Origin of the sequence: Pseudomonas sp. PS01299, from assembly GCF_029960145.1 — a bacterium.
Taxonomy (GTDB): Bacteria; Pseudomonadota; Gammaproteobacteria; order Pseudomonadales; family Pseudomonadaceae; genus Aquipseudomonas; species Aquipseudomonas putida_A.
The window spans coordinates 1-24,208 of record NZ_JASCPO010000082.1; the positions used below are offsets into that span (position 1 = coordinate 1).

At 58.3% G+C, this 24,208-nt stretch carries 20 protein-coding genes; 10 read left to right on the plus strand and 10 right to left on the minus strand.

The window, feature by feature from the left end:
* Positions 1 to 73 precede the first annotated feature (73 nt).
* The 7 genes from QMX91_RS16040 to QMX91_RS16070 all read right to left on the minus strand — a co-directional run bounded on the left by QMX91_RS16040 (position 74) and on the right by QMX91_RS16070 (position 7,893).
* Positions 74 to 1,057: a hypothetical protein gene (locus tag QMX91_RS16040; RefSeq protein WP_282413021.1), complete on the minus strand. Its 984-nt coding sequence runs from the start codon at positions 1,055 to 1,057 to the stop codon at positions 74 to 76.
* Between the two features lie 69 nt (positions 1,058 to 1,126).
* Positions 1,127 to 2,134 carry a lysylphosphatidylglycerol synthase transmembrane domain-containing protein gene (locus QMX91_RS16045; RefSeq protein ID WP_282413022.1) on the minus strand — a complete coding sequence of 336 codons (1,008 nt, stop codon included), beginning with the start codon at positions 2,132 to 2,134 and terminating at the stop codon, positions 1,127 to 1,129.
* A complete protein-coding gene (locus QMX91_RS16050) occupies positions 2,095 to 2,835 on the minus strand; it encodes an SDR family oxidoreductase (protein ID WP_282413023.1) in 741 nt (246 codons plus the stop codon). Before QMX91_RS16050 ends, QMX91_RS16045 begins: the two co-directional genes overlap by 40 nt.
* Complete coding sequence (locus QMX91_RS16055; RefSeq protein ID WP_282413024.1) at positions 2,832 to 4,139, minus strand: FAD-binding oxidoreductase; 1,308 nt, start codon at positions 4,137 to 4,139, stop codon at positions 2,832 to 2,834. The genes QMX91_RS16050 and QMX91_RS16055 overlap by 4 nt, the downstream gene beginning before the upstream one ends.
* Complete coding sequence (locus QMX91_RS16060; RefSeq protein WP_282413025.1) at positions 4,136 to 5,566, minus strand: UbiA family prenyltransferase; 1,431 nt, start codon at positions 5,564 to 5,566, stop codon at positions 4,136 to 4,138. The genes QMX91_RS16055 and QMX91_RS16060 overlap by 4 nt, the downstream gene beginning before the upstream one ends.
* Positions 5,567 to 6,335: 769 nt before the next feature.
* Positions 6,336 to 7,079, minus strand: a complete 744-nt coding sequence (locus tag QMX91_RS16065) for an ABC transporter ATP-binding protein (protein WP_282413026.1) — start codon at positions 7,077 to 7,079, stop codon at positions 6,336 to 6,338.
* 13 nt (positions 7,080 to 7,092) lie between these two features.
* Positions 7,093 to 7,893: an ABC transporter permease gene (locus QMX91_RS16070; protein WP_282413027.1), complete on the minus strand. Its 801-nt coding sequence runs from the start codon at positions 7,891 to 7,893 to the stop codon at positions 7,093 to 7,095.
* A 520-nt stretch (positions 7,894 to 8,413) separates the two neighbouring features.
* Here QMX91_RS16070 and QMX91_RS16075 point away from each other — a divergent pair.
* The 4 genes from QMX91_RS16075 (at position 8,414) to fabF (ending at position 13,157) form a co-directional block, all read left to right on the plus strand.
* Positions 8,414 to 10,408 carry a nucleoside-diphosphate sugar epimerase/dehydratase gene (locus QMX91_RS16075; RefSeq protein ID WP_282413028.1) on the plus strand — a complete coding sequence of 665 codons (1,995 nt, stop codon included), beginning with the start codon at positions 8,414 to 8,416 and terminating at the stop codon, positions 10,406 to 10,408.
* A 110-nt stretch (positions 10,409 to 10,518) separates the two neighbouring features.
* Positions 10,519 to 10,854, plus strand: coding sequence for a helix-hairpin-helix domain-containing protein (locus tag QMX91_RS16080; RefSeq protein WP_210558246.1), 336 nt, complete (start codon positions 10,519 to 10,521; stop codon positions 10,852 to 10,854).
* 213 nt (positions 10,855 to 11,067) lie between these two features.
* Entirely contained in the window at positions 11,068 to 11,865 is a 798-nt protein-coding gene (locus QMX91_RS16085; protein ID WP_282413029.1) for an SDR family oxidoreductase, read from the plus strand.
* 17 nt (positions 11,866 to 11,882) lie between these two features.
* Positions 11,883 to 13,157 (plus strand): beta-ketoacyl-ACP synthase II, encoded by a 1,275-nt coding sequence (gene fabF, locus QMX91_RS16090; RefSeq protein WP_150368267.1) that lies wholly within the window; start codon positions 11,883 to 11,885, stop codon positions 13,155 to 13,157.
* On the opposite strand, the gene QMX91_RS16095 is transcribed toward fabF, so the two are convergent.
* The 3 genes from QMX91_RS16095 to eat form a co-directional block, all read right to left on the minus strand.
* Positions 13,154 to 13,711: a TetR/AcrR family transcriptional regulator gene (locus QMX91_RS16095; RefSeq protein WP_282413030.1), complete on the minus strand. Its 558-nt coding sequence runs from the start codon at positions 13,709 to 13,711 to the stop codon at positions 13,154 to 13,156. The genes fabF and QMX91_RS16095 overlap by 4 nt on opposite strands.
* A 158-nt stretch (positions 13,712 to 13,869) precedes the next feature.
* On the minus strand, positions 13,870 to 14,037 hold the full coding sequence (locus QMX91_RS16100; RefSeq protein WP_003226857.1) for a DUF2897 family protein: 168 nt from the start codon (positions 14,035 to 14,037) through the stop codon (positions 13,870 to 13,872).
* A 127-nt stretch (positions 14,038 to 14,164) separates the two neighbouring features.
* Positions 14,165 to 15,529 (minus strand): ethanolamine permease, encoded by a 1,365-nt coding sequence (gene eat, locus QMX91_RS16105; RefSeq protein ID WP_007963671.1) that lies wholly within the window; start codon positions 15,527 to 15,529, stop codon positions 14,165 to 14,167.
* Positions 15,530 to 15,937: 408 nt separating this feature from the next.
* On the opposite strand from eat, the gene kdpF reads away from it, so the two are divergent.
* The 6 genes from kdpF (at position 15,938) to QMX91_RS16135 (ending at position 24,104) form a co-directional block, all read left to right on the plus strand.
* Entirely contained in the window at positions 15,938 to 16,027 is a 90-nt protein-coding gene (gene kdpF, locus QMX91_RS16110) for a K(+)-transporting ATPase subunit F (RefSeq protein WP_007963673.1), read from the plus strand.
* 8 nt (positions 16,028 to 16,035) lie between these two features.
* Positions 16,036 to 17,730 carry a potassium-transporting ATPase subunit KdpA gene (gene kdpA / locus QMX91_RS16115; RefSeq protein WP_096794943.1) on the plus strand — a complete coding sequence of 565 codons (1,695 nt, stop codon included), beginning with the start codon at positions 16,036 to 16,038 and terminating at the stop codon, positions 17,728 to 17,730.
* Between the two features lie 10 nt (positions 17,731 to 17,740).
* Positions 17,741 to 19,804 carry a potassium-transporting ATPase subunit KdpB gene (kdpB, locus tag QMX91_RS16120; protein ID WP_134787030.1) on the plus strand — a complete coding sequence of 688 codons (2,064 nt, stop codon included), beginning with the start codon at positions 17,741 to 17,743 and terminating at the stop codon, positions 19,802 to 19,804.
* A 228-nt stretch (positions 19,805 to 20,032) separates the two neighbouring features.
* Positions 20,033 to 20,578 (plus strand): potassium-transporting ATPase subunit KdpC, encoded by a 546-nt coding sequence (gene kdpC, locus QMX91_RS16125; RefSeq protein WP_096794945.1) that lies wholly within the window; start codon positions 20,033 to 20,035, stop codon positions 20,576 to 20,578.
* 127 nt (positions 20,579 to 20,705) lie between these two features.
* Positions 20,706 to 23,357 (plus strand): sensor histidine kinase KdpD, encoded by a 2,652-nt coding sequence (locus tag QMX91_RS16130; protein WP_135296298.1) that lies wholly within the window; start codon positions 20,706 to 20,708, stop codon positions 23,355 to 23,357.
* A 48-nt stretch (positions 23,358 to 23,405) separates the two neighbouring features.
* Positions 23,406 to 24,104: a response regulator gene (locus QMX91_RS16135; RefSeq protein WP_007963684.1), complete on the plus strand. Its 699-nt coding sequence runs from the start codon at positions 23,406 to 23,408 to the stop codon at positions 24,102 to 24,104.
* The last annotated feature ends 104 nt before the right edge of the window (positions 24,105 to 24,208 follow it).

Below are 24,208 nucleotides of genomic sequence, written 5' to 3' on the forward strand. Positions count from 1 at the left end.
CTCGGCGGGTTTGCTTGCGCTTGCCGGCGTACTCAAAGTCGGAAAAGCTCATCTGGCTCATGGGCGGCTCGGATCAGGTGTTGCGGGGATTCTCGCATAACTGAAGGCTTGTTCGGAGATTCCCTAGAGGGAACTTTAGGCTATAAGCTGTCAGGTGTGTAAGTGTCAAGCCGCCGAGAAAGATAAACACCGGTGCGGATTTTTTATTCAATCCCAAGAGCGCTGACAGCGCAAAAATTGCGAACCAGTAGTGATTGTTTTCTATGAGCAGGTATTTTCCGAACCACTGCCAGGTAATAAACGATTGCGCATTCTGGAAAAAAGTTTTGGTAATGAAAGAGTTTGGTACAGGCAGTCCAAAGTAGAGCCAGGCAAACCCATACCAAGCAGCGGCAATGATGGCGGCGATGATGACCGTTTTTACGGGGATAGAGCGCGTCAGGAAACTCCAGGCGCATATCAGAAAAAATGCGGCGGGGATCAAATCAAGTTTTTGTACCGAGAGTAGACCGGCGGCAATCCCGATATGGACCCCGCTATTGCCTCTCAGCAGTGCCCACACGGCGTAGGTAAAAACAGCAGTGGTTAGTGGTGATTCAAGACCGGCAGTCCCGGCGTACCACATGAAGAAACCGTCGGAGGAGGTGGCGGCTACGAATAATATGCCTGCAATGTAGCCAAACCGTTGTACCAGCATCCATCCGGTAAATGTCAGTGCCAAGGAACCCAGTAACGCGCCGCCGCCGACCAAGGCCACGACAGGTTCAGCCCCCAGTTTCATCAGGAGTGCCAGGTACAGCGGGTAAAGGGGGGACGATGCGCCCCAGATTGGCGCCTCCCCAATGTTCCAGACCCAGAATTGCCCGTGAGTCATGTTCTCTGCATAGCGCAGGAAAAACGACCCGTCGTCGGCGGTTGCACCGCCCCAGCCAGCGTAGAGTACGTATACGTAAACGAAGAAGGCTACGATCGCAAAAAACCAGTGGCCTTTAGCTCGCAGGAAATGCTCAGCGGGAATTATTCCGTTCTTTGTAGTGTTGCTTCCAAGGGTCAGCATTTTTACCTCGTTGTCATAGATGCTGTTTCGGCATTGCTGAAATGCGTGCGACGTCCCAATTCAAAGTTATTACGTCGAAGGGGGGGGCGCGGGTATTGGGTCTTTCTTGGCGATGCTCAAGCAAACCGAGCCAACGGCCACAGCAAACCAAAGTGTTGCGAGACGTATTAATACCGTCGCAGCAACAGCGTCTGCGTTATGCATGCCACTCCATATTAAAAGCGTCACCATTACCGCTTCGGCGCCACCGAGGCCCCCTGGCATAAAACTGACCGCTCCGGCGAGCATCGCGAGTGCGTAGACGAACGTGGCGAATTGCAAGCTGACGTCCGCGCCCATCCAGGTCAGTATCCAGTAAAAAGAGACCGCCTCGGCTCCCCATGAAATGATTGCGAAGAGAGTGGTAAGTACCAATACATCAATTTTTTGGCAACGTTGCGCCTCTTTGAATATACCAATCAGGTGGCTACTCAGTTTTGCCAGCTTGCCCTGTTTGGGTTCGACTAATCGCTCTACCCAGCCAAGAATTTTTTCCTGTGACAGTATGATCAGGACTGCTGTTATACCTATAGCGCCAAGAATGATTACCGGTCTTGCGTCAGGGTATAAAGTTAGGCCTAAAAAAGTCAGCAATACAATGCCAATAAGGTCCGAGAGCCTTTCGCTGAAGAACGCGGCAAAACTCTGTCTATATGGCATGCCCCAAGGTTTAAGCAGAACACCTCTAAGTGCTTCTCCGGCCTTTCCTGGTGTCGTCGTCAATGCAAATCCAGCCAGATAAATTTTCAGGCTGGGTTTCCATGGAATGGCGTGCCCGAGTACTTTCAGGTAAATCTGCCATCTGACAAATCTGAGTAAGTAATTGAAAGAGGACATCAATAGCGCGATTATAACGCCCAGTATGCCGACTTTTTTTACCGATGCTGCAACAGCGTCCCAACCACCCCACATTGAAAAGGCGAGGTAGCCTATGGCGGATACCACGACGGAAAGAATTAGTGCGCGGTATTTCCAGCCAGACAAGTGAGCCTGCACAGTCACAAGTTGAGCCTCTTGAATATCGCCTGAGGAATGCATCGAATGATCAGCATGATCAACGCCCAGAAACCCGGTGCATACAAAGTGCTGGCTTTGCGCCCAATGCCATCAACGATGCGGTGAGCCACCTTGTCCGGTGTGGCGAGCAGAAACGGTGGTAAATTCAGCCCCTGAGTCATCGGGGTATCAACAAAGCCAGGTTTAATGGTGGTGACATTTACGCCGACTTTGAAGAGGCGTGCGCGCAGACCTTCGCAAAACGTCGATACAGCCGCCTTGGCGGTGCCGTAAAGATAGTTGGAGGGACGACCACGGTCGCCGGCCACCGAAGAAATCACTGCCAGGCTGCCACAACGCTGTGCTTCAAATTGATTGGCCAGCAGAGTAAGCAGGGCCACCACCGAGGTGCCATTCACGGCGAACTCTCTCAGCGCTACATTGACATCCTGTTCACAAGCTTTTTGGTCCGGCAGGGTGCCGTGAGCAATCAGGGCGATGTCGATCTGTTGCAATTCATTCATGCAACTGCTGAGCATTTCCGGATGTGCGGTTATGTCGGTCGCGTCCATGGAATGCAGACATACCGCTTTGGCGCCGTGAGCCCGAAGATCAGCGGCGGTTTGCTCCAGTTTCTCCTGGTCGCGGGCCACCAGAAAAAACGTGCTGCCTTGCTCGGCCCACAAGCGTGCGCAGGCTGTGGCGATGGCCGAGGTGGCTCCAATGATCAAAACTCGTTTCATGCAATCACTCGTTTCCAAAAATGGGACATCAATGTTGGGTCGCGTAGCGCTTCCAGTTTTTCCCAGTCTGGATAGGCCTTGCGGAAATCATTGCCACTCATATGAGCATCTTTGGCAGGGTACAGGCGACCGCCTGCTTCATTCACGATGGCATCCAGGCGTTTGAACAGTGGCAGGAGCACAGCAGTTTGCGGGAAATCCAAAGCAAGTGAAGTGCCTGCCTGAGGAAAGGACAGCAAGCCAGGTGACGAGATGTCGCCGCAACGTTTAAGCACGGCAAGGAAAGAGCCTTGGCCCGAAGCTGCAATGCTTGTCAGGAGCGCTTGAATTGCCTTTTCGGCGGATTCTTCAGGAATTACGCACTGATATTGCTGGAAGCCTCGGCGCCCATAAATTCTGTTCCAGTGCAGGATGCCGTCCAGCGGATAGAAAAACGGCTCATAGCTGACGCGTTTTTGGGTACGCTGGACTGGATGCAGCCTCCAATAGGCTTCATTGAAGGCGTGCAGGGACAGATTGTTGATGAGTGAGATCGGCGGGGTCAGCGGAATTGTCCGCTTCCGGCGCTCCTGCACGTCCAGAGCGCCGTACCGGGCATGGTCGCCTACGATGAAGACACCGCGCCCGGTTTTATCGCCTTTAGCCAAGCAATCGATCCATGCAACACTGTATTCGTGTTGATGATCGAGTTCGGCTGAAAGAGTAAAGAATTCTCCCAGGTTATCGAAGCGGACCAGCGTGCTGTCAATTTGGCTGGATCGAATGGGCATCAACTGAATCTCTGCCCAAATGATCACACCAGTGAGGCCCAGCCCGCCGATGGTCGCTGCGTAGAGTTCGTGATTTTCGGTGGGGGAGCAGGTGACTTGCTCCTGACCGTGGCGATTTAGTCCGAAGTGTCGAACATGATTGCCAAACGTGCCTCGTAGATGATGATTCTTTCCGTGGACATCGTTGGCTATCGCGCCGCCCAGGGTCGCGAACTGGGTCCCTGGGGTGGCGGGGAGAAACCAGCCCTGCGGAATCGTGATCGCAAGAATTTCACCCAGTGTTACACCGGCCTCTGCAACGAGGATACCTTGTTTCCAGTCGATACTGATGAACCGATCGAGCGAGCGCATGCTCAGCACTTGATCGCTAGCCGCCAGGCAACTGTCGCCATAGCTGCGGCCATTGCCGTAGGCCAGCGTGCTGCCGTGCTGGGTTATGATTTGTTCCACGCGAGCAGGTATTTCGCTGCGCCAACTGCAAGCGTTCGCCGTTTGAGGTTTGTCAGGGTACCTGCCCCAGGAATAAAGGCTCATGCGGCCACCCAGAAAACCAGCCCGAACAAAGCCCCGACTACCAGACTGACACGGTCGCGGATGGCGAACACGACAGGGTCGTCGTGCATTTCCCCGCGATGCGTAAGCATCCAGACCCGGGTAATCCAGAACAGCAGCAGCGGGCATGCGACCCAGATGACTTGCGGATATGTATAAAGATTTGTCGTGGCCTGATCATGGATATAAAGAGCCAGTACCATCACCGCCAGATAGCCAGAAGATGCTCCGAGCGAAGAGATCATTTCCAGGTCGGCGGGGTAATATCCTCGGCCGCGGGTTTTCTCTGTCTTGCCTTTGCTCCGCGCTTCATACAGTTCGGCGTAGCGTTTCACCAGTGCCAGGCTGAGGAACATGAACATCGAGAACGCCAGAATCCAGAAAGTCAGCGGCAGGCTGAATGCCGCTGCACCGGCGATGATTCGCACGGTATAGAGAAGGGCCAGTGCAATCACGTCGACGGCCATCTGTCTTTTCAACGACAGCGAATACGCCAGCGTCAGGACGTAGTAGGCCAACAGCACGACCGAGAACTGCCAGGGCAGCAGAAGTGCGGCGCCACCAAATGCACCTATCAGCAACAGCGGTAATACAATCAGGCCCGATCTGATCGACAGTTTGCCTGAGGCGAACGGGCGCTTGCGTTTGGTTTTATGATGGCGATCGTCTTCTAGGTCAAGGAGGTCGTTGAGCACATAAACGCTTGAGGCGCATAGTCCGAACATTAGAAAGGCCAGAATCCCCTGAAAAAGCAGGAGTGGATTAGCTAATTGATGCGCTGCCAGCAGGGGTACGAAGATCAACGCATTCTTCATCCATTGATGAAGGCGCAGGGCTTTCATCCAGTCCTTGAGCGAAGGCCGGTTAGAGTCAATGAGTTGTTCGACATTGCCCTGAGCTCGTGCACGTCGTTCTACGCCCGCCTCGGGATTGACCACGTAAGCGTGTCGAGCGGCGGCCCATACGGGAATGTCATCAAGAGAGTTCCCAACGTAATCGAACCCGTTCTCCCCGTAGTGCTCGATCAGCAGGTCACGCTTACGATGGGCTGACAGGTTGCGCGTGGCGTCGGAGGCCAGTATCTGATCGAACAGTTGCAGGTGTTCCGCGATGCGTTCAGCCAGAGAGTGATGACTGGCCGTCGCAAGTATCACCTTGCGTCCGGTGCGTCGCTCGATTTCGATCAACTCGATCACATGCGGGTCATAGGGAAGCGAGGCGACGTCAATACGGGTGGCGGTGGCGAGTCCCTCCTTAAGTGCAGCTTTGCCCTTTAACAGCCAGCCAAAGGGTTTGAATATCTGCAGGGGCTGTTTGCGAACGAAGGCCATGCCGGTTTCCAGCAGTAGATCGGAACGCAACAGTGTGCCGTCGAGATCGACGACTAGAGGAGGGGGGGTAGTCACCATAACACTTCCCTGAAAAACGGAGGTCAGACTATTTCTGACCAGAGGTGAAAATTACAACTTGAACGCTTTTTGACTGCAGGGCTGGGATAAAGCAGCTTTAGTCAGTGTTTAAGTTAACAATTGTGGACGCTTCTCTCGACTTGATGCACATGCTCGCGTCGACAGTTAATCTCGCTTCGTAGCAGATAAGTCGAATTTTCGCTTTGTCTCGCTGTACTAGCCTCAACTTGGCTGCGATATGGTGCAGTTTCAGGCGCGCAATCTGTCTGGATTCTCTTCGCAGCGGGAAGGTTACGGTGGCTATGGTGGCGGTGCAAGTACAAGCTTCAAATGCAGCGATACTGATGCGTTTTTTCGACTTTCATGCAGTGTACGGTGGCTTCGAGGCCGATATTCGCTGAAGGTAAGCGACTATTTTAGGGGGTGGCTCTGGCGTCTGTGGCGTCCTGTGAAAGCCGTACATCGACAGATTTGTCTTCATGGTAATTCCGTCGGCTGACGAGGTCCTTCCGGCAATGAATGAGCTCTGTGACGAGACCTTGATCGCTTGGTTTTTCCTTCTTTTCCTCTTGGCTCTGGGGGCGCTGAGAAACGGGCGACATTGCTAAGTGGGGCTGTTTCAGTGCAAGGACTTTTTCAATGGCTGCAGAGGGAGGGGATAAGCCTGTAAGAAGAATGAGTTCTTCTTGCAGGCTGTCCCTTTACCCAAATCACCCCAAGGTTTTCAGGTGGCTGACTCTTACTAGGCATGGTCGAGGATCAGTAAGTATTACTCGCCGAAGTAGGCGCGAGTCACTGTCTCGGGATCGGCGTCCATCTTGATTTTGCCGTGCTCCAGCCAAATTACCCGGTTGCACGTATGCATTACCAGTTCGCGCGAGTGGCTGGCAATTACCAGGATGTTGGTGGCTTCAACGAGCTCGTTCATTCGGGCTTCTGCTTTATGTTTGAAACCTTCGTCGCCTACCGATAGCCATTCATCCATTATCAGGATTTCTGGTCTGATGGTCGTTGATACTGCGAACGCCAGGCGTAAATGCATGCCTGTTGAGTAGGTCCGTACCGGCATGTCGATAAAGTCGCCGAGTTCTGAGAACTCAATGATTTCGTCGAGCTTTTCGGATATATCGCTTTTCAGCATCCCGAGCAGAATGCCGCGCATGAAGATATTTTCTCTGCCGGTTGCTTCCGGATCTATTCCCAGCGATATATCAATGAGGGAGGCCACTTCTCCGCTGATTGCCGCCGTACCGGAAGAGGGAGCGTAAACACCGCTCAACAGTCGAAGTAATGTACTTTTACCGGCGCCGTTATGTCCGAGCAAGCCCACTCGGTCACCATCGTTGAGTGAGAAAGTAAGATTCTCCAGCGCTCTTACAGTCACTCGGCCTTTATCGTTGGCGCTAATTTTTCCGCCGGTAGCGACTTCAATAAGTCGCTTTTTTAGCGAACGTGCGTTTGCGTTGTAGATGGGGAAATCAACGCATGCTTTATCAAACTCAATAGAAGCCATAATAGTTTTCTTCTTAGATCCAATATGCAATGCGACGTTTGTAGCTGCCATAAATCAGGATTGCCAGGCTCCAGCCGAGCACTGCCATGCTCCCCGCCACCCACCAACTGACAGCGCTGACGTCCTGCCCGAGCAAGGGTGCCCTGACAATTTGGATGAGATGGTAGATGGGGTTGAAATCCAACAAATAGGTGCCGGATCGGCCAGAGATCAGGCCCGGCAGCCACATGATTGGAGTGAGATAAAACGCGATTTGCAAAATGCTGGCAATGATTTGCGGGAGGTCGCGATATCGTGCACAAAAGACGCTCAATATCAGGCTAACCCAGGCCAGGTTCAGCGTTAATAAAACCATGCCAGGAATGCTCAGCAGTGCTTCAATGCCAATCGGCTTTTGTACAGCCAGCAGTACCAAGGGGAAGATTACAATGTTATGCGCGAGGATAAGTGTGTTACGCCACAGTGTGCGCAAAATGTGCACAAACAACGGAATGGGCAGTTGTTTGATAATACTTTCTGCAACTATAAGGCTGGTGCATCCCTCCTGCAGGCACGTGGCAATGAAGCTCCACAGAATCATGCCCACAGCAAGGAAAGGCAGAAACTCCTTCATGGGGGAATTGAAAATTTGGCCGAACACCAAACCAATTGTGCCAATCATGACGCCCATGCTGATAGTCAGCCAAAATGGCCCGACGGCAGAGCGCCTATATCGCTGGCGAACATCTTGCCATCCAAGCATGCCAACGAGGGAATAGCGTTTCACCGCCGCCCCTATGTCCGTCAAGGCAGCATTTATTGAGTTGTTGAGCATTCAAATCACCGGGGTTTCAAAACAGTCAATGATTGTAATATTGTCTGAGGATGGAGTTGCTTTTTTCATCCCGTTAACATCCAGATTCTTAGTTGTCGCGGGAGCCAGACTCTGCGTAGAAGGTGAACTCTGCATCTTTCTGCTGTTTTTTCATGCAGGCGTGCCCTTCCTGGTCGCGTCATCGTGGACGATGTGAGCTATTGAAAAATCCTGTGCAAGCGCACCTGGATGTGCCTTCCAAGCGCTATTTCTTTCTGACGCACTGAACAGACTTAGCTTATCATCCCACGCAGAGGGGCGCACGCCCAAGAATTTCCTTGTCGCCGGGCGTAAGCGCTTCAAGCGCTCTCGATGATCAGCGCTGCGATGATGGTTGATGGCCTTTTGGACCCAATTGGTCGATTCTCGCTGTAGATGCTAAGTCCTCACGGTGTAAGTGTCGGGTGATCTTGTTGTCATTGAGGTTACAATGCCGCTTGACGACTGCTTAAAGGAGGGGGCTACGTGCTCAACAGGCTGAATGGATAAAGTGCGCAGAGTTTTGCTGGGGTTGCCTCGCAGGCAAAAAAGGCTGGTCCAGGTCGCCACCGATGTGGTCTTGGTATGGTGCGCGTTATGGCTCGCCTTTATCGTGCGCCTGGGCATAGACGATATGTATAACCCGTTGAAAGCTCATTTTTGGCTATTCATCAGCGCACCGCTTATAGCTATTCCTCTTTTCATCCGTTTTGGCATGTATCGGGCTGTCATGCGTTACTTTGGCAATGATGCCCTGCTGGCCATTGTCAAGGCTGTGAGCCTGTCCTCATTGATCCTGGCACTTGTGGTCTATTGGTACAGTAACCATGAGACAGTCGTACCGCGCTCGATCATTTTCAATTACTGGTGGCTAAGTCTGGTCATCATTGGAGGGCTGCGCCTATGCATGCGGCAATACTTCATGGGGGATTGGTTCACTGCTGCACAGCATGTACCGTTCACAAACAGGGATGATGGGCTTACTAAAGTCGCCATCTACGGCGCAGGCGTAGCGGGCAACCAATTGGTCGCAGCGTTGCGCATGGGCCGAACGTTGAGGCCTGTCGCCTTTATCGACGATGATGCGAGCATTGCTGACCGAGTGATTGCGGGATTGCAAGTCTACAAGCCCAAACACATCCAGCAGATGATCGACGAATCCGGTGCGCAGGAAATTCTTCTGGCGCTGCCGTCGTCAACCCGGGCCCGACGCCGTGAAATTCTCACCATCCTGGAGCGTTTCCCGCTTCATATTCGAAGCGTGCCCAACTTCACTGATCTAGCCAGCGGACGAGTTAAGGTAGAAGACATCCAAGAGGTCGATATTGCCGACCTGCTTGGCCGCGACTCCGTTCCTGCTCAACCCGATTTGCTTGAGCGCTGTATTAAGGGCAAGACAGTGATGGTTACTGGCGCTGGCGGGTCGATTGGCGCAGAACTGTGTCGGCAAATTTTTGCACTGGAACCCACTACGCTTTTGCTGTTCGAGCACAGCGAGTTCAATCTCTACAGCATCTTGGCGGAGCTGGAGCAGCGTAGCGGCAGGGCGTCAGTTGCTGTGCGCTTGCTGCCGATCCTGGGCTCCATCCGGCATCAGGACAAGCTTCTTGATGTTATGAAGACCTGGGGTGTCGACACGGTTTATCACGCTGCTGCCTACAAGCACGTGCCCATGGTCGAACACAATATTGCTGAGGGTGTGCTTAACAACGTCATTGGCACGCTCAACACTGCTCAGGCTGCATTGCAGTCAGGCGTGTCCAACTTTGTGTTGATCTCTACTGATAAGGCTGTCCGCCCGACCAATGTAATGGGTAGCACCAAGCGTTTGGCCGAGTTGACTTTGCAAGCCCTCAGTCGTGAAATCGCTCCGGTGTTGTTTGGTGACAATGCCAACGTATCCCGGGTCAACAAGACTCGCTTCACTATGGTGCGCTTCGGTAATGTGTTGGGTTCTTCTGGCTCGGTGATCCCACTGTTCCACAGCCAGATCAAATCCGGTGGCCCGTTAACGGTCACCCACCCCAAAATCACCCGCTATTTCATGACCATTCCCGAAGCCGCGCAGTTGGTTATCCAGGCAGGTTCCATGGGGCAGGGTGGTGATGTGTTCGTTCTGGATATGGGCGAGCCGGTGCGGATTGTCGAATTGGCAGAGAAGATGATCCATTTGTCAGGTTTGAGTATTCGATCCGAGCGTAATCCTCAAGGCGACATTTCCATCGAGTTCACCGGATTGCGGCCGGGTGAAAAGCTCTACGAAGAGCTGTTGATCGGAGATAACGTGGCGGCGACCTCTCACCCGATGATCATGTCCGCTAATGAAGATCACCTGCCTTGGGAAGTATTAAAGGACAGGTTGAGCGAACTGCTGAACGCGGTCGAAAAAGATGACTACTCCCGCGTCCGCCAACTCCTACGCGAAACTGTCTCCGGCTACACCCCCGACGGCGAAATCGTCGACTGGATCTACCAGCAGCGCCGCCTGGAACCCTGATTGTTTCACATCCTGTAATAGACGCATTTTTGACACCCGCCAACCATCGCCTAAGTTTGGAGAGCAGCTTCGGAAAAGCTGCTTTCTCAATCGATGATGGAGCGTCATTTATGCGTAACGGTTTTTTCTACTCTGTGGTTTTTGCTTTGCTCACCAGCGCTTCAATCGCTGTAGTGGCGGCACCTGCCGTTGTCCAGAACGCGGATCAGGCAACAATGGTGAGCGATACCGTTGCGACGTCTACCAGTGAAAAGGTCGATCTCAACGGCGCCGACGCAGCAACTCTGCAAAAACAGCTGTCCGGAGTCGGCGAGGCGAAAGCCAAAGCGATTGTTGCGTATCGTGATGCTAATGGGCCATTCGCCTCGGTGGATGAACTGCTTGAAGTGAAGGGCATCGGCAAGGCGATCCTCGATCGCAACCGCGACAAGCTGGAAGTGAACTAAGCTGATTATTCAACGCCAAGGGGCCGGTCATTGACCGGCCTTTCTGCTTTCTGGTGGTAGAGATGCGGCAGAGAGGGGGGGCGTCGCGTTTGTCGGTGAGCTGAAAATTATGGGTATCATATTGTCTTTGGATTATGCCTATAATAATTTCCGCCACCTCCAGGCCAGTGAGCGTTGGAGGCCTATCTCCCAATATGTTTCAGGAGCGCTGTCATGAGTTCAGTCCAGTCTCAAGGTACGGCCGTCGTCACTGGCGCATCGTCCGGTATCGGTGCCGTCTACGCGCAGCGGCTGGCAGCGCGTGGTTTTGATTTGCTGTTGGTGGCACGCGATCAACAGCGTCTTGAAAGCGCTGCGGGCGAGTTGCGCGAAGCGCACGGTGTAAAGGTCGAAGTGCTCAAAGCCGACCTGACGCAAAAGAACGATGTCCTCAAACTCCAGCAACGCCTGCGCAGTGATTCGAGCATCAGCCTGTTGGTGAATAACGCAGGGGTCGCAGCCGATGGTTTGCTGGCCAATTCCGACGCCGAGCAACTGGAGCGTCTGATCCAATTGAACGTCACCGCCGTAACGTTGCTGGCCTCGGCAGCCGCCGCCAGTTTCGCCAAGGCTGGACGCGGCACGATCATCAATATCGCCTCGGTGGTGGCGCTGTTTCCAGAACGCTTCAATGCAACCTACAGTGCGAGTAAAGCCTACGTGTTGAGCCTGACTCAATCGCTCAACGCCGAGCTCGAAGGCACTGGCGTGAAGGTGCAAGCGGTGCTGCCCGGCGTTACCCGCACTGAAATCTGGGAGCGTTCCGGCATCGATGCCAGCGGCATTCCGGCGGAGATGGTGATGGAGGCCGGCGAGATGGTCGATGCGGCGCTCGCCGGTCTGGATCAGGGCGAGTTGATTACCATCCCGTCGCTGCCTGACGAGGGTGAATGGCAGGCCTTTGTGCGTGCACGACATGTCATGGCACCGAATCTGTCGCGCAGCTCCGCGGCTGAACGCTACAAAAATTGATCAGAGGTAACTGCGGTATGAGTCAGCGTCGAATTGTTGTCACCGGTATGGGCCTGGTTTCGCCTTTGGGGAGCGATCTCGAGATTGTCTGGCAGCGTTTGCTCGCCGGGCGCTCGGGCTTGCGCAATTTGCCGGAGGCGGTGAGCGCAGATCTGCCGACCCGGGTCGCCGGGATGGTGCCAACGGCGGCGGAGGACGTCGAGGCCGGTTTCGATCCGGATCTTGCCACGCCGCCCAAAGAGCAGAAGAAGATGGATCGCTTCATCCTGTTCGCCATGGAAGCGGCGCGCCAAGCGTTGGCGCAAGCCGGATGGCAGCCGTCCGAGGCCAAGGATCAGGAGCGCACCGCGACCATCATCGGCTCCGGTGTTGGCGGGTTCGGTGCAATAGCCGACGCCGTACGCACCACCGACAGTCGTGGCCCGCGTCGGCTGTCGCCGTTCACCATTCCATCGTTTCTGGTCAATCTGGCGGCCGGTCATGTGTCGATCCAGCACGCTTTGAAAGGCCCGCTCGGCGCACCGGTGACTGCTTGTGCTGCCGGGGTCCAGGCGATTGGCGATGCTGCACGGATGATTCGTGCCGGTGAAGCGGATATCGCGGTTTGCGGTGGCGCGGAAGCCTGCATCGATCGGGTCAGCCTGGCCGGTTTTGCCGCGGCGCGAGCGTTGTCCAGCGGTTACAACGACACCCCCGAACGTGCCTCACGACCCTTTGATAGTGGTCGCGATGGTTTCGTGATGGGCGAGGGCGCCGGTCTGCTGGTGATCGAATCGCTGGAGCATGCGCTGGCACGTGGCGCGCAGCCTTTGGCTGAGCTGGTCGGTTACGGCACCACTGCCGATGCCTATCACCTCACCGCCGGGCCGGAGGACGGCAGCGGTGCACGACGCGCGATGCAGTTGGCGCTGGCTCAGGCGGGTGTTGCGCCAGATCAGGTGCAGCATCTCAATGCGCATGCGACCTCGACGCCGGTGGGCGATCTTGGTGAGTTGGCAGCGATCAAGGCGCTGTTCGGTACGGAGAATAAAATCGCCGTGACTTCGACCAAATCCGCCACCGGGCATTTGCTCGGCGCTGCCGGCGGGTTGGAAGCGATCTTCACCTTGTTGGCCATCCGGGATCAGGTCGTCCCGCCGACGCTCAACTTCGACAATCCCGATCCGGCGAGTGCGGGTGTAGATATCGTTCACGGTCAGGCGCGGTCGATGCCAATCGAGTATGCCCTGTCCAACGGTTTCGGTTTTGGCGGGGTGAATGCCAGTGTGCTGTTCAAGCGCTGGCAGGCTTAGTCCTGCGATTGCTTGAGGTGATCGCGCGTGACGTCGAGGATGCGTTGGGCAAGCTCGACGTCAGCGACACTGCGTGACAGCAAGAGCGCGCCGACCAGCGTCGACATGATGACAATGGCCCGGTCGGCGTTGTTGTCGCCCTCGAGGGTGCCTTCGATTTGACTCAGTCGGGCATTGAGTACCGCATCACTGGTCGGGCTCGGCTGGCCGCGCAGACCCAGCTCTGAGGAAATGGTCAGCAGCGGACAGCCTTCGTGCGGGGAGGTCTGATGCCATTCGGACAGGTAGGTGTCGATAAACGCCTGCAGCGGCTGTTCCTTGGCAAAGATCTCGGCGCACAGACCATCGACTTGATCGCTCGCCTCCTGCAAGGCTTTTTCGACCAGTTCGTCCTTGGATTTGAAGTGTGAGTAAAAGCCGCCGTGGGTCAGCCCCAGTGCTTTCATCAGGGGTTGCAGACCGGTAGCACCAATGCCGTCTTTGCGAAATCGCGCCGAGGCTTCCTTGATGATCCGCTGATGGGTTTGAGCTTTATGATCTTGCGAGTAACGCATGTGGAACTCTCCGCAACAAGACCACCATCTTAACCAAGGTAAATGACATGGTGACTGTACTTCTACTTCTTAAAAGCGCGCCGCTGAGTCCAACACGATCCTTGGAGTTAATACTCCCACAAAAAACAAACCCCGCCGATTCAGGCGGGGTTCTTCGTTCAGCGATCCTGCGCGTCTTTGATGTCCGCTTCGGCGTTGCGCTGCGCAACGCGTTTGCGTTCTTCATCGGTCAGTTCAACCTTGTTGGCGGTGTCGCGCAGCATCATCAATCCGCCAACGATCGAGCCGATTGCAACGACCAGAATCAACCAGGCATACCAGGGCATAACGGCTCTCCTTAATGGCAGCTCGGCGGGCGAGGGTTTCGCCAGCGACGCTGCATACCACTTTGAGCGAAGTGAGTTCGCAGTGGTTCCATTCTAGGCCGGTTAAGCCCGGTGTACCCGAAATCCCTCAGCGGCCGGTCAGCATCGCATCGGCCGGAGCGTCAGCGCGCAGTTGCCCGGTGAGCAGGAAGTAGCCGAAGCCGACCGCCATGAAGCCAAGGAAAATCAGCCCGATCAGTGCATTGAACCAAGCCATGGCGATCAGGCATACCACTGCCAGCACCAGTGCGATCAGCGGAATCAGCGGGTAGCACGGCGCACGGAAAGTACGCTCTAGATTCGGTTCGGATTTGCGCAGTTTGAACAGGCTGAGCATGCTCATGATGTACATCACGATCGCGCCGAACACGGCCATGGTGATCATCGCCGCAGTGAGGGTCATGCCGCCGAGGTTGATCAAACCATCGCTGTAGATCGCGGCGATGCCGATGATGCCGCCGGCGATGATCGCCCGGTGCGGGGTCTGGAAGCGCGAGAGTTTCGCCAGCGACGCCGGCAGGTAACCGGCGCGGGCGAGGGCGAAGAACTGCCGCGAGTAGCCGAGGATGATCCCGTGGAAACTCGCCACCAGGCCGAACAGGCCGATCCACACCAGCATGTGCAACCAGCCGGAGTTGTCGCCGACCACGGTCTTCATCGCCTGCGGCAACGGATCGTTGATGTTCGCCAGGGTGCGCCAGTCACCGACGCCGCCCGCGAAGAACATCACGCCCATCGCCAGCAACACCAGGGTCAGGATCCCGCTGATGTAGGCCTTGGGGATCGTGCGCTTCGGATCCTTGGCTTCTTCGGCAGCCATCGCCGCGCCTTCGATGGCGAGGAAAAACCAGATCGCAAACGGAATCGCGGCGAACATCCCGGCAATCGCTGGCGGCCCGAACACATCGGAACCGGCCCAGCCATTCAGGGCAAAGCTGCTGAAGCTGAACGCCGGCGCGACCACGCCCATGAACACCAGCAATTCGATCACCGCCAGCACGCAGACGATCAGTTCGAACGTCGCCGCCAGTTTCACCCCGAGGATGTTCAAGGTCATGAACACGATATAGGCGCCGACTGCCGCATGTTTCGGATCGAGCGCCGGAAACTGCACATTCAGATAAGCGCCAATCGCCAGGGCGATCGCCGGCGGCGCGAAGACGAATTCGATCAGCGTGGCCAGCCCGGCGATCAGCCCGCCTTTCTCACCGAACGCACGACGGCTGTAAGCGAACGGCCCGCCGGCATGGGGAATCGCCGTGGTCAGTTCAGTGAAGCTGAAGATGAAACAGGTGTACATCGTGGCGACCATGAACGAGGTCACTAGAAAACCCAGCGTGCCAGCCACGCCCCAGCCGTAACTCCAGCCGAAGTACTCGCCGGAAATCACCAGCCCGACGGCGATGCCCCACAGGTGCAAGGTGCCCAGCGTGGGTTTGAGTTGTGTGTTCATGCGCTTGCTCCCGGAACGGTTTGGAAAGCTCGGGGGAGGGCGTGTGCAGTGGGCGTGCCATTGCTGTAAGTCAGGTCGTAAAGCGCTGAAAGCTGTCGTATCGGGGATGTTCGCGGCTGGATGAGCGTTTTTTGTGCGCCAGTTGGGTGCGATGCTGGCAGTTATGCCGTCTTCGCGAGCAAGCCCGCTCCCACATTGGATCTGTGGCGTTCACAAATCCCCTGTGGGAGCGAGCTTGCTCGCGAAGAAGCCCGCCAACACGACGCAAAACCCACCTGTAACGAACGCATAAACCCACTCTTTACGCTTTCTTTATGCCCAGCCAACCCCCTCGGTCTCGTTCCTTTACAGCCTCCTTTCCGACAATGCCTCCACACGCGGCAATACGCCGTAAAACGGAGATCTTCCATGAGCGTTCTGGACGGGGTGTCCCTGCTGTTGGCAGCCGGGCTGTTCATTTATCTGTTGGTTGCGCTGTTGCGCGCGGACCGGAACTAGGAGCGGCTATGCACAGTTATGACTATTGGCTGATCCTCGCGTTTTTTGCGGTGGTCTTGCTGCCGGCGCCGTTCCTCGGGCGCTTTTACTACAAGGTGATGGAAGGTCAGCGCACCTGGCTGACGCCGGTTCTCGGCCCGGTCGAGCGCGGTTGCTATCGGATTGCCGGGGTTGATCCGCAGGCTGAGCAGAGCTGGCAGAAGTACACGCTGGCCTTGCTCGCGTTCAATCTCGCCGGTTTCCTGCTGTTGTTCGCGATACTGTTGTTTCAGGATCACCTGCCGCTGAACCCGCAAAACCTGCCGGGCCAGGAATGGACCCAGGCGTTCAACACCGCGGTCAGTTTCATGACCAACACCAACTGGCAGTCCTACAGTGGTGAAGCGACCCTCAGCTATCTGAGCCAGATGGTCGGCCTCACCGTGCAGAACTTCGTCAGTGCCGCCACCGGCCTGGCGGTGCTGGTTGCGCTGTGCCGTGGCATCGGTCGCAAGTCGACCAAGACCCTGGGCAACTTCTGGGTCGACATGACCCGCGCAACCCTCTACGGCCTGCTTCCGCTGTGCCTGCTGCTGGCGCTGTACCTCGTCTGGCAGGGCGTGCCGCAGACCTTCGCGCAATACGTCAATGCCGTAACCATGCAGGGCGTCGATCAAGTGATCCCGCTCGGCCCGGCCGCCAGCCAGATTGCGATCAAGCAACTGGGTACCAACGGCGGTGGCTTCTTCGGTGTGAACTCGGCGCATCCGTTCGAGAACCCGACCGCGTGGAGCAACCTGTTCGAACTCGCGTCGATCATTCTGATTCCGGTAGCGCTGGTGTTCACCTTCGGTCATTACGTGAAAGACCAGCGTCAGAGCCGCGCGATCATCGCCTGCATGCTCGCATTGTTCCTGATCGGCGGCGCGACTTCGCTGTGGGCCGAATATCAGCCTAACCCGGCGCTGAACAATGTCGCGGTCGAACAGACCGCGCCGCTGGAAGGCAAGGAAGCACGCTTCGGTACCACCGCCACCGTGCTGTGGTCGGTGACCACCACCGCAGCGTCGAACGGTTCGGTCAACGGCATGCACGACAGCCTCAACCCGCTTAGCGGCATGGTGGCGCTGGTCAACATGATGGTCGGCGAAGTGATCTTCGGCGGCGTCGGTGCCGGGCTCTACGGCATGTTGCTTAACGTGCTGATCGCGGTGTTCCTCGCCGGCCTGATGATTGGCCGCACACCGGAATACCTGGGCAAGAAATTGCAGGCGCGGGAAGTGCAATTGCTGGTGGTGACCTTGCTGGTCATGCCGGTAGGCGTGCTGGTACTCGGCGCGATCGCCGCTGCTCTGCCTGGCCCGGCGGCGACCATCAGCAACCCCGGCCCGCACGGTTTCAGCCAGTTGCTCTATGCCTACACCTCGGCCAGCGCGAACAACGGTTCGGCGTTCGGTGGCCTGAGCGCCAACACCCCGTTCCACAACCTGATGCTCGGTCTGGGCATGTTGATCGGTCGCTTCGGCTACATCCTGCCGGTACTGGCACTGGCCGGCAGCCTGGCGATGAAGAAAACCGCACCGATCGGCCAGAACAGCTTCCCGACCCACGGCCCGCTGTTCGTGACCCTGTTGACCGTGACCATTTTGCTGGTGGGCGGCCTGACCTTCCTGCCGACCCTGGCGCTCGGTCCGATTGCTGAACACTTGAGCATGGGCTTCTAAGGAATCGATCATGAATATGCATGTTCCTGCAAAACCTGCGGTGCCGACCCAGTCGGCAGAAGCACCGAAAACCGCGATCTCGGCCCTGTGGCGTCCGGCGCTGGTGCAAGCCTTCGTCAAGCTCGACCCGCGCCAGCTGGTGCGTTCGCCCGTGATGCTGGTGGTCGAACTGACGGCGATTTTCACCACCGTGCTGTGCTTCATCCCGGACAACGTCGTGCCGACTTTCGTCGCCGCGCAGATTGCTCTGTGGCTGTGGTTCACCGTGCTGTTCGCCAACTTCGCCGAGGCCTTGGCCGAAGGTCGCGGCAAGGCCCGCGCCGACAGCCTCAAGGCTGGCAGCGAAGGCCTCAGCGCGCGGCGCAAACTGGCCAACGGCAGCTTCCAGGTGGTGCCTGCCGCCAGCCTGCGCAAAGGTGACGTGGTGCGCGTCGAAGCGGGGGAGATGATCCCCGGTGACGGCGAAGTCATCGAAGGTATTGCCGCGGTCAACGAAGCGGCGATCACCGGTGAATCGGCGCCGGTGATTCGCGAGTCCGGTGGCGATCGCTCGGCGGTCACCGGCAACACGCGCCTGGTGTCCGACTGGTTGTTGGTGAAGATCACTGCCAACCCGGGTGAATCGACCCTCGATCGCATGATCGCCCTGGTCGAAGGCGCCAAGCGCCAGAAGACCCCGAACGAAGTCGCGCTGGATATCCTGCTGATCGGCCTGACCCTGATCTTCCTGCTGGTGGTGGTGACCCTGCAGCCGTTCGCCCACTTCGCCAACGGCAGCCTGCCGCTGGTGTTCCTGGTGGCGCTGCTGGTCACGCTGATTCCGACCACCATCGGTGGTTTGCTGTCGGCCATCGGTATTGCCGGGATGGATCGTCTGGTGCGGCTGAACGTGATCGCCAAATCCGGGCGCGCCGTGGAAGCGGCCGGTGACGTGCATGTGTTGCTGCTGGACAAGACCGGCACCATCACCTTCGGTAACCGCCGTTGCAGCGCGGTGTATGCCGCGCCAGGCGTGAATGGTCGCGAACTGGCCGAAGGCGCGTTGTTTGCCTCGCTGGCGGACGAAACCGCCGAAGGCAAATCCATCGTCGAGTACCTGCGCGGTCTGCACCCACAAACCGAGCCGGCGCTGGATACTTTGACTGCCGTGCCGTTCAGTGCGGAAACCCGCTTGTCCGGTGTCGACTATCAGGGCCGCGTGTACCGCAAGGGCGCAGTCGATTCGCTGCTGGCCTTCCTCGGTCAACAACGCTCCGATCTGGCCCCGGCGCTGTCGCGGGAAATCGACAAGATCGCGCAGAGCGGCGGTACGCCGTTGCTGGTCTGCGCCGACGGCAAACTGCTCGGTGCGATCCATCTCAAGGACGTGGTCAAGCCAGGCATTCGCGAGCGTTTTGCCGAGCTGCGCAAACTGGGGATTCGCACGGTGATGGTCACCGGCGACAACCCGTTGACCGCTGCGGCCATCGCGGCTGAAGCGGGCGTCGATGACGTGCTCGCCGAGGCCACCCCGGAGAAAAAACTCGCACGTATCCGTCTCGAACAGAACGACGGTCGTCTGGTCGCCATGTGCGGCGACGGTGCCAACGATGCCCCGGCGCTGGCCCAGGCTGACGTCGGCATGGCGATGAACGACGGTACGCAAGCCGCACGCGAAGCAGCCAACATGGTCGACCTCGACAGCGACCCGACCAAGCTGCTGGACGTGGTGCAGATCGGCAAGGAATTGCTGGTGACCCGTGGTGCGCTGACGACGTTTTCCATCGCCAACGACGTGGCCAAATACTTCGCGATTCTGCCGGCGCTGTTCGCCGCGATCTATCCGCAACTGGGTGTGCTGAACATCATGCACTTGACCAGTCCGCAGAGCGCGATCCTCTCGGCGATCGTCTTCAACGCCCTGATCATCGTCGTGCTGATTCCACTGGCATTGCGTGGCGTACGCGTACAAGCAGCGAGTGCCGCGGCACTGCTGCGGCGCAACCTGCTGATCTACGGACTGGGCGGGATTCTGGTGCCGTTCGTGGGGATCAAGGCGATCGACATGCTGCTCACGGCTTTGCATTTGGTTTGAGGTTGGAAGAGCCCCTCACCCTAACCCTCTCCCGGAGGGAGAGGGGACTGATCGAGGTGTTTGTAAGAGGCGTACCGACCTGGGATAGCGAGCCGAACTCAGGTCTGGAAAAGCGCAGAGATCGGCTCCCTTTCTCCTCGCCCCCTTGGGGAAGAGGGCTGGGGTGAGGGGGAAAAGATCTCCCTGGTACCCCGCAAAAGTTTGCCCAACGAATTCGAGGATTTTGCAATGTCCACAATGATACGTCCGGCCCTGAGCCTGCTGGTGCTGATGACCCTGATCACCGGCGTGGCCTATCCACTGGTGGTGACCGGCGTTGCGCAGGTCGCTTTCCCTGAACAGGCCAACGGCAGCCTGGTGCACGATGCCGACGGCAAGGTGCGCGGCTCGTCGTTGATCGCCCAGGATTTCGTCGGTGATGCGTGGTTTCATCCGCGTCCTTCGGCGGGCGCCTTCGCGACCGTTTCCAGCAGCGCCAGCAACCTGGCGCCGAGCAATCCGGCGCTGGCCACGCGGGTGATCGACGACGCCAACAAGTTGCAGGTGCCCGGCCAGGGGCCGGTGCCATTGGCGTTGCTGACCACCTCCGGCAGCGGCCTCGATCCGCACTTGCCACCGGCGGCAATTGCCTATCAACTGGCGCGTGTCGCGCAAGCGCGCAACTTGCCTATGTCGACTTTGCAGCAACTGCTCGATGCGCACATCGAACAGCCGCTGGTGGGGCCGCCGGTGGTGAATGTGCTGGAGCTGAACATGGCGCTGGAAAAGCTGTAATTCTGCGGCGCGGCCATTCGCGAGCAAGCCCGCTCCCACAAGAGCAACACTGAACCTGTGGGAGCGAGCTTGCTCGCGAAGAGGCCACAACTGGCAACACATAAACATCTGACTGAAGAGATCAAGCATGAGCGACTCCGGCCGCGCCGACGCACTGTTAGCAGACCTGCCCCGCGACGGCCGTGGCCGGCTGAAGATTTTCCTCGGCGCCGCCCCCGGGGTCGGCAAGACCTACGCCATGCTCCAGGCCGCGCACACGCAATTGCGCCAGGGCGTGAAAATCATCGCCGGTGTCGTCGAAACTCACGGCCGCGCGGAGACCGAAGCGCTGCTCGGCGGTTTGCCGCAGCAGCCGCTGGTGCGCTCGGAATACCGTGGCGTGATGCTCGAAGAAATGGACCTCGACGGCCTGCTCGCGGCCAAACCCAAGCTGGTGCTGGTGGACGAACTGGCCCACACCAACGCCCCCGGCAGTCGTCACGCCAAGCGCTGGCAGGATATTCAGGAACTGCTTGCCGCCGGCATTGACGTCTACACCACGGTCAACGTCCAGCACCTGGAAAGTCTCAACGATCAGGTGCGCGGCATCACCGGCGTGCAGGTGCGCGAAACCCTGCCGGACTGGGTGCTGCAGGAAGCCTACGAACTGCTGCTGATCGACCTGCCACCGCGCGAGCTGCTGGAGCGTCTGCGCGAAGGCAAGGTCTACGTGCCGGAGCAGGCGCGGGCGGCGATCGATGCGTTTTTCACCCAGACCAACCTCACCGCGCTGCGTGAACTGGCAATGCAAACGGCGGCCGCGCAGGTCGATAACGATCTCGCTCAAGGCTATCGCCAACTCGGCCAGGCGGCTCCGGCGGTGCGCGGACGTTTGCTGGTCGGCGTCGATGGCGATGCGCATGCCGAACGCCTGGTGCGTCACGCCAGCCGCGTGGCCCAGCGCCGGCATTTGCCGTGGAGTCTGGTGCATGTCGACAACGGCACAGTGCGCGACGAGCAATCGCGCCTGCGCCTGCAAAATGCCCAGCAACTGGCCGAACGCCTCGGCGGCGAAGTGGTGTTGTTACGCGCCGGCGAAGTGGCGAAAACCCTGATTCAGCATGCTGCCGAACGCCGGGCGAGTCTGCTGCTGGTCGGCCAGTCGCGGCCGAGTCTGCGCCGTCGCCTGTTCGGTGGCGGGCTCGCCGCGCGTTTGCTGCGCCAGGCCCACGGCCTGGAAATCAACGTCCTCGACAACGATCATGAACACCCGCAACAGCGCCTGCGAACGACGCCGACGCTGGTCTGGTTCGACTATCTGTTGGCGCTGGTTGCCACGCTGTTGGCCAGTGCCCTGGCGTGGGCGGTATCGAGTATTTTGCCGCTACCGAACATCTCGCTGGTGTTCCTCGCGGCGGTGTTGCTGGTGGCGGTGCGCAGCAGTCTGGGCCCGGCGCTGGCCTGCGCGGCATTGTCGTTTCTGACTTACGATTTTCTGTTTATTCCGCCGAATTTTTCCTTCGCCATCCAGCGCGAAGAAGATGTTCTGACCTTGCTGTTCTTCCTGCTGATGGCGGCGCTCACCGGCAATCTCGCGGCGCGTCAGCGGCGGCAGTTGCAGGCGTTGCGCGATACGCAGGAAGAGACCACGGAGCTGCTCGATCTGTCGCGCAAACTGACTGCGGCAACGGATCGTCAGGCGGTAGTCAGCGCTGCGGCGCAGCACCTCAACGGCTGGAGCGATCTGCAATTGTGCCTGCTCAACCGCGACGGGCAGGGCGGCTGGAAAGTCGAGACCGGCGGGCCTCTGGAATTCAGCGAATCGGAGCGCGCCGCCGCCGACTGGGCCTGGCAACACGATCAACCGGCCGGCATGGGCACCGGCACGCTGCCTTTCGGTCGCTGGTGGTGGTGGCCGCTGTCGGTGGAGGACGGGCCGCTGGCGCTGCTCGGGGTCTGCGCCAAAGAGGGCCAGACCTTGAGCGGCCAGCGTCGACGCCTGCTCACCGCGTTGAGTCAGCCACTGGCGCAGGCGCTGGCGCGGGCGCAACTGGCGGACGATCTGGAAGCCGCGCGCCTGCACGGTGAAACCGAGCAGTTGCGCAGTGCGCTGCTGGCCTCGGTATCGCATGATCTGCGCACACCGCTGACCGCCATGCGCGGCAGCATCGACAGCCTGCTGGCCCTCGGCGAAGCCATTCCGCTGGAGGATCGCCGCGAGTTGCTCGAAGGCACCCGCGACGAAGCCGAACGCCTCGATCGCTACATTCAGAACCTGCTGGACATGACCCGCCTCGGCCACGGTGCATTGAAGCTCGCGCGCGACTGGGTGGCGCCGGCGGACATCGTCGGCAGCTCGCTCAATCGCCTGCGTGCGGTGCTCGCGCCGTTGCAGGTCAGCACCGATGTGCCGTCCGAGTTGCCGCTGCTGTTCGTGCATGCGGCGCTGATCGAGCAGGCGCTGGTCAATGTGCTGGAAAACGCTGCACGCTTCTCGCCGCCACACGGGCGTTTGCAATTGAGTGCTGGTGCCAATAACGAAGAGATCTTCTTCACGGTCAGCGACGAAGGCCCGGGGATTCCCGAGGACGAGCGAGCGAAAATTTTCGACATGTTCTACACCGCCGCGCGCGGCGATCGCGGCGGGCAGGGCACCGGTCTGGGGCTGGCGATCTGTCAGGGCATGGTCGGCGCGCATGGCGGCCGGATCAGCGTCGCCGACGGCATCGACGGGCGCGGCACCAGCATCACCCTGCACCTGCCGTTGCAGACGCAACCGGGGATGGACAATGAAGCCTGATCGCGACTGCGCTACTCTCTTGCCAATCTTTTGTGTTGATGTGAATTCATGAGCCAGACCGCGACCATTTTGGTCATCGATGACGAACCGCAGATCCGTAAATTCCTGCGCATCAGCCTCGCCTCACAAGGCTACAAAGTGCTCGAGGCCGGCACCGGCGCCGAGGGGCTGGCCCAAGCGGCGTTGAACAAACCCGACCTGCTGGTGCTCGACCTCGGCCTGCCGGACATGGACGGCCAGCAGGTGCTGCGCGAGTTTCGCGAATGGGCCACCGCGCCGGTGCTGGTGCTCTCGGTGCGGGCCAGCGAAGGGCAGAAAGTCCAGGCGCTGGATGGCGGCGCCAACGACTACGTGACCAAGCCGTTCGGCATTCAGGAGTTTCTCGCCCGGGTCCGCGCGTTGTTGCGTCAGGCACCGGCCGGCGAGGCCCAGCAAGCGGCGCTGACGTTCGGCCCGTTGACCGTGGACCTGGCCTATCGACGAGTGCTGCTCGACGGTGCCGAAGTGGCGCTGACCCGCAAGGAATATGCGGTGCTGGCGCAACTGGCGCGGCACCCGGGGCGGGTGATCACCCAGCAGCAATTGCTCAAGGACATCTGGGGGCCGACGCATACCGAGGACAGTCATTACCTGCGGATTGTGGTCGGGCATTTGCGTCAGAAGCTGGCGGATGATCCGACGCGGCCGCGGTTTATTGTGACGGAGGCGGGGGTTGGGTATCGGTTGTTGAGTGAGAACAGCCTGTAGGTTTTGGGGTGGCTGAGCTGACGCCTTCGCGAGCAAGCCCGCTCCCACAGGGTTCTTCGGTGTGATTGAAATTTTGTGTTTCACACCCGGCCACTGTGGGAGCG

Bases quoted from the DNA above. Each gene is read 5' to 3' on its own strand.
- QMX91_RS16080 (WP_210558246.1), top strand. From the start codon at position 10,519: ATGCGTAACGGTTTTTTCTACTCTGTGGTTTTTGCTTTGCTCACCAGC.
- QMX91_RS16075 (WP_282413028.1), top strand. From the start codon at position 8,414: ATGGATAAAGTGCGCAGAGTTTTGCTGGGGTTGCCTCGCAGGCAAAAA.
- QMX91_RS16040 (WP_282413021.1), bottom strand. From the start codon at position 1,057: ATGCTGACCCTTGGAAGCAACACTACAAAGAACGGAATAATTCCCGCT.
- fabF (WP_150368267.1), top strand. From the start codon at position 11,883: ATGAGTCAGCGTCGAATTGTTGTCACCGGTATGGGCCTGGTTTCGCCT.
- kdpC (WP_096794945.1), top strand. From the start codon at position 20,033: ATGTCCACAATGATACGTCCGGCCCTGAGCCTGCTGGTGCTGATGACC.
- eat (WP_007963671.1), bottom strand. From the start codon at position 15,529: ATGAACACACAACTCAAACCCACGCTGGGCACCTTGCACCTGTGGGGC.
- QMX91_RS16070 (WP_282413027.1), bottom strand. From the start codon at position 7,893: ATGCTCAACAACTCAATAAATGCTGCCTTGACGGACATAGGGGCGGCG.
- QMX91_RS16045 (WP_282413022.1), bottom strand. From the start codon at position 2,134: ATGCATTCCTCAGGCGATATTCAAGAGGCTCAACTTGTGACTGTGCAG.
- QMX91_RS16060 (WP_282413025.1), bottom strand. From the start codon at position 5,566: ATGGTGACTACCCCCCCTCCTCTAGTCGTCGATCTCGACGGCACACTG.
- kdpF (WP_007963673.1), top strand. From the start codon at position 15,938: ATGAGCGTTCTGGACGGGGTGTCCCTGCTGTTGGCAGCCGGGCTGTTC.
- QMX91_RS16100 (WP_003226857.1), bottom strand. From the start codon at position 14,037: ATGCCCTGGTATGCCTGGTTGATTCTGGTCGTTGCAATCGGCTCGATC.
- QMX91_RS16065 (WP_282413026.1), bottom strand. From the start codon at position 7,079: ATGGCTTCTATTGAGTTTGATAAAGCATGCGTTGATTTCCCCATCTAC.
- QMX91_RS16055 (WP_282413024.1), bottom strand. From the start codon at position 4,139: ATGAGCCTTTATTCCTGGGGCAGGTACCCTGACAAACCTCAAACGGCG.
- QMX91_RS16050 (WP_282413023.1), bottom strand. From the start codon at position 2,835: ATGAAACGAGTTTTGATCATTGGAGCCACCTCGGCCATCGCCACAGCC.
- kdpB (WP_134787030.1), top strand. From the start codon at position 17,741: ATGAATATGCATGTTCCTGCAAAACCTGCGGTGCCGACCCAGTCGGCA.
- QMX91_RS16135 (WP_007963684.1), top strand. From the start codon at position 23,406: ATGAGCCAGACCGCGACCATTTTGGTCATCGATGACGAACCGCAGATC.
- QMX91_RS16130 (WP_135296298.1), top strand. From the start codon at position 20,706: ATGAGCGACTCCGGCCGCGCCGACGCACTGTTAGCAGACCTGCCCCGC.
- kdpA (WP_096794943.1), top strand. From the start codon at position 16,036: ATGCACAGTTATGACTATTGGCTGATCCTCGCGTTTTTTGCGGTGGTC.
- QMX91_RS16095 (WP_282413030.1), bottom strand. From the start codon at position 13,711: ATGCGTTACTCGCAAGATCATAAAGCTCAAACCCATCAGCGGATCATC.
- QMX91_RS16085 (WP_282413029.1), top strand. From the start codon at position 11,068: ATGAGTTCAGTCCAGTCTCAAGGTACGGCCGTCGTCACTGGCGCATCG.